Raw genomic sequence first — 555 nt, 5'->3', positions numbered from 1 at the left:
CCGCGCTCACCACCGAACAGGTGCGCGGCCTCAACACCGGCGACCTGAACGCGCTGGTCTCGGATCAATTCGCCAAGTTCACCACCGCCCAGGTGGCGGCGATGACGAGCGACCAGATCGCCCATCTGACCACCGAAGACCTCAACGCCCTGGGCACCGCCCAGTTCGCCGCGCTGAGCACCGAGCAGGTGGCGGCGCTGACCTCGGTGCAGTTGCCCAAGCTGGAATCGGCCGACCTGCGCGCCATCAGCACGGCCGCCCTGCGCGCGCTGAGCTCCGACCAGGTCGCCGACCTCACCAGCGACCAGATCGGCCAGTTGACCACCGCCCAGGTGGCGGCGCTGAACATCAACCCCGACCAGTTCGGTGGCCTGAGTACCGCCGACGTGGTGGCCCTGAGCTCGGCCCAGGTCGCCTCGCTGACCGCGGCCCAGATGGCCAACCTCTCGACGGCGCAGATCGCGGCGATCGAAACCGCCGACATCAAGTCGCTGTCGACCTCGGCCCTGCGTGCCCTCAGCAGCGATCAGTTGGACGCACTCACCAACGGCCAGC

General features: G+C 68.8%; 1 pseudogene. It reads left to right on the top strand.

The window, feature by feature from the left end:
* Positions 1-555, top strand: a pseudogene (locus WG898_RS25180) (heme utilization protein); the annotation flags it as partial.

The sequence above is a fragment of the Paucibacter soli genome, from assembly GCF_037482845.1.
Classification (GTDB): domain Bacteria; phylum Pseudomonadota; class Gammaproteobacteria; order Burkholderiales; family Burkholderiaceae_C; genus Paucibacter_B; species Paucibacter_B soli.
This window is presented reverse-complemented; position numbering and strand designations above follow the sequence as displayed.